This window comes from Streptomyces sp. NPDC059895, from assembly GCF_042731035.1.
Taxonomy (GTDB): Bacteria; Actinomycetota; Actinomycetes; order Streptomycetales; family Streptomycetaceae; genus Streptomyces.
Genome location: NZ_JBHWKO010000104.1, coordinates 1 through 7,290, shown reverse-complemented (window position 1 = coordinate 7,290; position 7,290 = coordinate 1). Strand labels below are relative to the sequence as shown.

General features: G+C 71.1%; 8 protein-coding genes. All 8 read right to left on the bottom strand.

Annotated elements, in window-relative coordinates:
- Nucleotides 1-96 precede the first annotated feature (96 nt).
- The 8 genes from ACFV9M_RS41505 to ACFV9M_RS41470 all read right to left on the bottom strand — a co-directional run bounded on the left by ACFV9M_RS41505 (nucleotide 97) and on the right by ACFV9M_RS41470 (nucleotide 7,200).
- The gene (locus tag ACFV9M_RS41505; RefSeq protein WP_385079494.1) at nucleotides 97-1,173 is read right to left on the bottom strand and encodes a lysophospholipid acyltransferase family protein; all 1,077 of its coding nucleotides are present in this window, start codon (nucleotides 1,171-1,173) and stop codon (nucleotides 97-99) included.
- A gap of 14 nt (nucleotides 1,174-1,187) precedes the next feature.
- Nucleotides 1,188-2,249, bottom strand: a complete 1,062-nt coding sequence (locus ACFV9M_RS41500; protein WP_385079491.1) for an NAD-dependent epimerase/dehydratase family protein — start codon at nucleotides 2,247-2,249, stop codon at nucleotides 1,188-1,190.
- 298 nt (nucleotides 2,250-2,547) lie between these two features.
- Nucleotides 2,548-2,646, bottom strand: a complete 99-nt coding sequence (locus tag ACFV9M_RS41495; RefSeq protein WP_003948845.1) for a 30S ribosomal protein bS22 — start codon at nucleotides 2,644-2,646, stop codon at nucleotides 2,548-2,550.
- A 155-nt stretch (nucleotides 2,647-2,801) separates the two neighbouring features.
- Complete coding sequence (locus ACFV9M_RS41490; protein WP_162655568.1) at nucleotides 2,802-3,011, bottom strand: helix-turn-helix domain-containing protein; 210 nt, start codon at nucleotides 3,009-3,011, stop codon at nucleotides 2,802-2,804.
- 134 nt (nucleotides 3,012-3,145) lie between these two features.
- Complete coding sequence (locus tag ACFV9M_RS41485; RefSeq protein ID WP_385079488.1) at nucleotides 3,146-3,961, bottom strand: phosphatase; 816 nt, start codon at nucleotides 3,959-3,961, stop codon at nucleotides 3,146-3,148.
- A 139-nt stretch (nucleotides 3,962-4,100) separates the two neighbouring features.
- On the bottom strand, nucleotides 4,101-5,252 hold the full coding sequence (locus tag ACFV9M_RS41480; RefSeq protein WP_385079497.1) for an acetoin utilization protein AcuC: 1,152 nt from the start codon (nucleotides 5,250-5,252) through the stop codon (nucleotides 4,101-4,103).
- On the bottom strand, nucleotides 5,143-6,480 hold the full coding sequence (locus tag ACFV9M_RS41475) for an MFS transporter (RefSeq protein WP_385079485.1): 1,338 nt from the start codon (nucleotides 6,478-6,480) through the stop codon (nucleotides 5,143-5,145). The genes ACFV9M_RS41480 and ACFV9M_RS41475 overlap by 110 nt, the downstream gene beginning before the upstream one ends.
- Nucleotides 6,481-6,555: 75 nt before the next feature.
- On the bottom strand, nucleotides 6,556-7,200 hold the full coding sequence (locus ACFV9M_RS41470; protein WP_385079482.1) for an HAD family hydrolase: 645 nt from the start codon (nucleotides 7,198-7,200) through the stop codon (nucleotides 6,556-6,558).
- Nucleotides 7,201-7,290: the final 90 nt, after the last annotated feature.

Sequence of the window (7,290 nt, the reverse complement as noted above, 5' to 3'; positions counted from 1 at the left end):
GGCGGGGGGGGGGGGGCCCCGCCCGGCCCCCCCCCCCCCCCCCGCCGTACCGGCCGGCGAACCGGCAGCCTGCTGGCGCGGCAGCAGCCTCTCACCTCAGAAGAACACCGACCGCCGCTGCACCAGCAGCTTGTACAGCGTGTGCTGGATCTGCTCCCGCACCTGGTCCGTCAGGTTGAACATCAGCATCGGATCCTCCGCCGCCTCCGGCGGATGCCCGTCCGTCGGGATCGGCTCACCGAACTGGATCGTCCACTTCGTCGGCAACGGCACCGCCCCCAACGGCCCCAGCCACGGGAACGTCGGCGTCAGCGGGAAGTACGGGAAGCCGAGCAGCCGGGCGAGGGTCTTGGCGTTGCCGATCATCGGATAGATCTCCTCCGCCCCGACGATCGAGCAGGGGACGATCGGAGCACCCTGCCGCAGGGCCGTGGAGACGAAGCCGCCCCGGCCGAACCGCTGGAGCTTGTAGCGCTCGCCGAACGGCTTCCCGATGCCCTTGAAGCCCTCCGGCATCACCCCGACCAGTTCGCCCGCCGCCAGCAGCCGTTCGGCGTCCTCCGCGCAGGCGAGGGTGTGGCCGAGCTTGCGGGCCAGCTCGTTGACGACGGGCAGGACGAAGACGAGATCGGCGGCCAGCAGCCGCAGATGACGGCCCGCCGGATGGTGGTCGTGCACGGCGACCTGCATCATCAGCCCGTCCAGCGGCAGCGTCCCGGAGTGGTTCGCGACGATCAGGGCGCCGCCCTCGGACGGGATGTTCTCCAGGCCCTTCACCTCGACCCGGAAGTACTTCTCGTACACCGGCCGCAGCAGCGACATCAGGACCTGGTCGGTGAGCTCCTCGTCGTAGCCGAAGTCGTCGACGTCGTAATCACCCGTCAGACGGCGGCGCAGAAAGGCCAGGCCGCCCGCGATGCGCCGCTCGACACCGCCGGCGTCCTCCCGCGGCGGCCGCGGCTGCTCCTCCCCGGTACCGGTCACGGGATCATCATCCTTCGTGACCGCCCTGGTGGGCAGGGGCTGGACCTCACCGACGTCACCGATCCCACGGACCGGCGCCGGCTCACCGCTCGTGCGCCGGCCGGCCCCGCCCCGGCGCCGCGACGGCCGCTGCACGGCGCTCCCACGGGACCGGTCGTCGTCGAACGGAATGACCTTGGCGTCCGCCATCGTTGATGCGCTCCTCAGTTGGCGCTCTGGGTCGGGGGGTGGCCGCCGCCCGCGAGGGGCAGCGCGGCGATCCGGTCGACGGCCGCCGCGAGGACCTCGGGGGGCAGCAGCCCCGGACCCTGACTGCGCGCGAAGTCCGCGAACGTCTCCGCGGTGGTGTACCTCGGAGTGAAACCCAGCGTCTCGCGCATCTGGTCCGTCGCCACGACCCGGCCGTGGGTGAGCAGCCGGATCTGCTCGGGCGCGAAGTCCGTCACGCCCAGCGTACGGACCAGGGAGCCCACCCAGGTGACGGCGGGCAGCAGCAGCGGCACGGTGGGCCGCCCGAGCCGCCGCGAACACTGGGACAGCAGCAGGACGCCGTCGCCGGCGATGTTGAACGTGCCGCTGTTCAGGGTGCCCCGCGCCGGTTCGTGGGAGCCGATCCGCAGCACCTCGATCACGTCGTCCTCGTGCACGAACTGCAGCCGCGGATCGTAGCCGAGGACCGTCGGCAGCACCGGCAGCGAGAAGTACGAGGCGAGCGGGGTCTCGGCGGTCGGCCCGAGGATGTTGGCGAACCGCAGCACGCAGACCGCGACGTCCGGCCGCCGCCGGGCGAACCCGCGCACATACCCCTCGACCTCGCAGATGTCCTTGGCGAAACCGCCGCTGGGCAGCGACTTCGCCGAGGTCGTCTCGGTGAAGACGGCCGGGTCGCGGGGCGCGGACCCGTACACGTTCGTACTGGACTTGACCACCAGCCGCCGTACGCTCGGCGACTTCTGACAGGCGCCGAGGAGCTGCATGGTGCCGATGACGTTGGTCTCCTTGACCAGCGTCCGGCTGGCGCTGCCCAGCGCGGTGGCCGTCACGTCCAGGTGGACGACCGTGTCGGCACCGGTCTCGGCGAGCACCCGCGCGATGGTGGGCTGCCGGATGTCGGCCTGGATGAAATCGGCCCCGCCGAGATGGTGCTCGGGCCGCACGGCGTCCACGGCGATCACCCGGTCGACCTCCGGGTCACGCTGGATCCGTCGTACGAACCGACCCCCCAGCTGACGGGCCACTCCGGTGACGAGCACAACCTTGCCCAAGATCAGCGCCTTCCTTCCGCACTGGTGCCGCCCGGCTGCCGCACTGCTCGTTACCCTGCCGCGTTCCCCGTCCGCGGGCCAACTTAGCGGGTAGGTGTTGCGCCGGGATGACCGCCCGACGCGCCACATGACGGAAGGCGACCGTTCGTACGACCGGCTCGGCCGACTGCCCGTCCGCTCCTACGCACGGCGTTCACCCCTCCGCACGACGCTCCGGAGACGCGTGTGGCCCCCCACCGACGGACGGTGGGGGGCCACACCACGCTCTCGCGGCGGACGCCGCGCGAACGAACTGCGCTTACTTCTTGTTGCGACGCTGAACGCGCGTGCGCTTGAGCAGCTTGCGGTGCTTCTTCTTGGCCATCCGCTTGCGCCGCTTCTTGATAACAGAGCCCACGACTACCCTCGCTCACTTCTCATCACTCGGTGCTGGGCGCCATGGGCCCATACGACCTACGAGGGGCTAGCCTACCCGCCCGAGCGCTGAGGTCGTAATCGAGGGGCGGAGGGACCCTGACGTGCCCGGTGAACGGATCCCCCCGGACCCAGCCGTCAGGCGGTTTCCACCCCCACGTAGCTCTCGCGGAGGTACTCGTGAACCGCGTTCTCCGGGACGCGGAAGGACCGTCCCACCCGGATCGCGGGCAGATGACCGCTGTGCACCAGCCGGTACACGGTCATCTTGGACACTCGCATCACCGAGGCGACTTCCGCCACGGTAAGGAACTGAACCTCGCTCAGAGGCCTCTGGTCAGCAGCCATGACACACCTGAACCTTCCGCACTCGACTCGACGGCCACCGGCTTCCCCTTCCGGTGACTCTTCGTCGCTGCGTGCTCACTCCCCAATGTAGGGGCGGGTGATGCGAGTGGGGAAGAGGTGCACCCATCGGCGGCCTACTGTGACAGACACGCTCGATTGAGTACGTAGCGGGTCAGCGGGCGGTAGTAAGCGGACCGCACGCCGTCATCAAGTGGAACGACGACGGAGACCGACCCCTCGGCCTCCCCCACGAACGGCGCGGGGTCGTCGGTGTCCGCCGGACCCATCGCATCGAACCCCAGCTGACCTGCCCCGCAGAGCCACCCGTGGTCCCCGATGACCAGCTCCGGCAACCGCCCGCCGGCCTCCGCGGCCGCCGCCAGCGCCAGTCGAACCGGGAGGGGCGAGTGGGTGTGCACGCCGGTCGCACGCCCGGGGCGCCAGGCCTCGGAACCCCGCACCAGCGCGACACCTCGTACGTAGTCCAGGTGGTACGTGCGTAGTCCGAACCGGGTCGTTATGTCGACACAGCGACCCTGCGCGGGAGTGAGGACCTCACATCCCGCCGCCGACAAAGCGTCCGCGATCCCGCCGTAGAAGCCGAGCAGCCGATGCGGGTGCCCGGTCCCCACGAGCACGGGCGCGGCACGCCGGGCGACCTCGGCCAGCCGCTGCGCGAACACGTCGAGGGCGGCCAGGGTCCGCTCGGGGTCGATCACATCATGCCCCGAAACGTCCGCCGGATCGGCCGAAACCCCGCACTTGGCCGCCATCAACTCGACCAGATCCCGCACCTCCCAGGTCTTCTCGGGATCGATACCGATCATCACCCGGGGATCGCGGGCGGCGAAGAGGCGGTAACTGCGAAGGCTCTCCTCCCGGGTGGTGGCCACCTCCCCGGCCAGCCCGGCAGCGAGCAGATGGGCCCTCAGGGCCGCGGTACTCCACACGGGGCTGATGGTGCGCGAGAAGGGCGGGGGGCGTCCCGGGAACGGCCGAAGAGCGCACGGTCGGCGTAAGCCCGCCGCCTCCCGCCCCTGCGCCAGCCGGCCAGGGCAGCCCCCTACGGCAGCCGGCCAGGGCAACCCCCTACGGCAGCAGCCCCCGCAGCGGATACACGGCCCGCCGCGTGGCCAGTACCGCCTGGTCCAGCCGGTCCGCGGGGTCGTACCCCGCCTCCCAGTCCGCCCACTCCACGGGCCACCGCCCGTCGGTCATCCGCGCCGGGGCCAGCTGCCTGGTACGGGCGAAGACGTGCTGCCGCCATCCCTCGGGGATCACCGTCTCCGGCGGCACCGGCGCCCCCGCCGCCACGCCCACCAGATGCGCCCACGACCGCGGCACCACGTCGACCACGGCGTATCCGCCCCCGCCCAGCGCCACCCACTTCCCCCCGGCGTACGTGTGCGCCAGTTCGTGGCAGGCCACCTGCACGGCCCGCTGGGCGTCCAGCGACACCGCGAGGTGGGCGAGCGGATCCTCGAAGTGCGTGTCGGCCCCGTGCTGGGTGACCAGTACGTCCGGCCGGAAGTCGGCGATCAGTTCCGGCACGACGGCGTGGAACGCCCGCAGCCATCCCGCGTCCCCGGTCCCCGCCGGCAGGGCCAGGTTCACCGCCGACCCCCCGGCGCGCTCCGCCCCCGTCTCCTCGGGCCACCCGGTCTGCGGGAACAACGTCCGGGGATGCTCGTGCAACGAGATCGTCAGGACCCGCGGGTCCTCCCAGAACGCCGCCTGCACCCCGTCGCCGTGATGCACGTCGACGTCCACGTAGGCGACCCGCTCGGCCCCCAGCTCCAGCAGCCGCGCGATGGCCAGCGAGGCGTCGTTGTAGATGCAGAACCCCGACGCGCCGCCCGGCATCGCGTGGTGCAGACCGCCCGCGAAGTTCACCGCGTGCAGCGCGTCCCCGCGCCACACCGCCTCCGCCGCCCCCACGGACAGCCCCGCGATGAGGGAGGACACCTCGTGCATCCCGGCGAAGGCCGGATCGTCCATCGTCCCCAGCCCGTACGAGGGGTCCGCCGCGCCCGGGTCCAGCGAGGCCGCCTTCACCGCGGCGATGTAGTCCTCGCGGTGCACCAGCCGCAGGGTCGACTCCCCGGCCGGCTTGGCGGACGCGACCGTCACCTCACGGTCGAGCTCCAGGGCGCGGACGAGCCTCCGGGTCAGATCCAGCCGGACCGGGTCCATCGGATGGTCCGGGCCGAAGTCGTAGCCCGTTACTGCCTCGTCCCACATCAGCTGTGCGCGGCCGCTCATGACCGCCACCGTATCGGTCCGGCCGAGCGGCGAACGACCGGGCGTACACCAACGTCACCAGCACCAACACCATCGGCACCACCATCGCCCCCCGGTGGCTCCACGCGTCCCCCAACGCGCCCACCAGCGGCGAACCGATCAGGAAACCCACGTAGTTGAAGACATTGAGCCGCGCGACCGCCGCGTCCGAGGCGCCCGGGAACATCCTCCCGGCCGCGGCGAACGTCTGCGGCACCAGCACGCACAGCCCGAGCCCCAGCAAGGTGAACCCGGCGATCCCCAGCCACGCCCCCGGGGCGACCGCCACCACGCCGAACCCCGCCGCGGCCACCAGCGCCCCCGCCCGCACGACGCCCACCGCCCCGAACCGCCGCACCCCGAGGTCCCCGACGGCCCGCCCCAGCAACGTCGTCACCATGTACACGTTGTACGGCACGGTCGCCAGCTGCTCGGAACCGCCCAGCACGTCCTGGAGGTACTTGGCACTCCAGTTGGAGACGGTCGAGTCCCCGATGTACGCGAAGGTCATCACCAGGCACAGCGGCAGCAGCGCCCTGAACACGACACCCCCGCCGTCCCCCCGACCAGCCCCGACCTCGGCCCTGTCACTGGCCCAGTCCTCGGCCTGGAGGTCCCCGCCGTTGCCGCCGTCCCCGTCGGCGTACCAGCGGCTCCCCACCAGCACGGCCGGCAACAGCACCGCCACGACCGGCAGATACGACACCCAGAGCGCGAGGTGCCAGTGTGCCCCCGCCCATGCCAGCGAGGCGCCCAAAATTCCGCCCAGGCTGTACGCGGCGTGGAAACCGAGCATGATGCTCCGCCCGTACGCCCGCTGCATGCTCACCCCGAGCATGTTCATCGAGGCGTCGAGCATCCCCACCGCCAGCCCGAAGACCGCGAGTGCGACCCCGAGCGCGGCCATGCGCTCGCCTGCTCCGACGCCGAGCAGCGCCAGGAGCACGACCGGCTGGGACCAGCGCAGCAGCGCGCTCGCCGGTACGCGCTTCACCAACTGTTCGGTGGCCACGCTGCCGGCACCGGCGAGGACGGGTACGGCGGCGAGGAAGAGGGGCAGCAGCGCGTCCGAGACTCCGTATCGGTCCTGGATGGCCGGGATCCGGGTCACGAGCAGGGCGAAGGCGACGCCCTGCGCGAAGAAGCCGAACGCCAGCGAGGCCCTAGCGCGCCGCAGCACTTCCGTCATGGCGGCGAGCGTAGGGCTCCGGTGTACTCGTGGGTAGATCCAGCCGAAGGTGAATTTCCTTCACCTTCCAGTGTGTCAGGCGAGCAGGTCGGCCAGCTCTGCCATGCCGGAGAAGAGGCGGTCGGCTCCGGCCAGCTGGTCCGCCGGTGTCATGGCGGTGAACCCGTACACGTCCATTCCGGCCGCGACGGCTGCCTGCACCCCGAGTGGTGAGTCCTCCACGACGACACAGCGGCGCGGTGCGAATCCCATCCGCTCGGCCGCGTACAGGAACAGGTCCGGGGCCGGCTTGCCCCGTCCCACGTCCTGCGAGCTGAAGATCCGTCCCTCGTCGAACCAGCGGTCGAGCCCGGTCGTCCGATGGCCCACCCGAATGCGTTCATGGCTGCCGGAGGACGCCACACAGTACGGCACGCCGTTGGCGGCCAGCTTCTCCAGCACGGCGGCGACCCCGTCGACGGCGACCAGTTCCCGCTCGAACGCGGCGAAGACCCGGGCGTGGAAGACGTCGTCGAAGTCCGCCGGCAACCGCTGCCCGGTCCGCTCCAGGACCAGCTCATGGATCCGGTGCATCGCGGACCCCATGTAGTCCCGGATCGACGCCTCGTACGTCGTGGGGTGCCCCAGCTCGGTCAGATAGGCGGCGAGCAGCCGGTTGGATATGGGTTCGCTGTCGACGAGCACACCGTCGTTGTCGAAGATGACCAGGTCGTAATCCATGTTCTCGACCCTAAACGCAGAAATCCCCCGTGCCGTCCGGCACGGGGGATTTCTCAAAAATTGTTCGGCGGCGTCCTACTCTCCCACAGG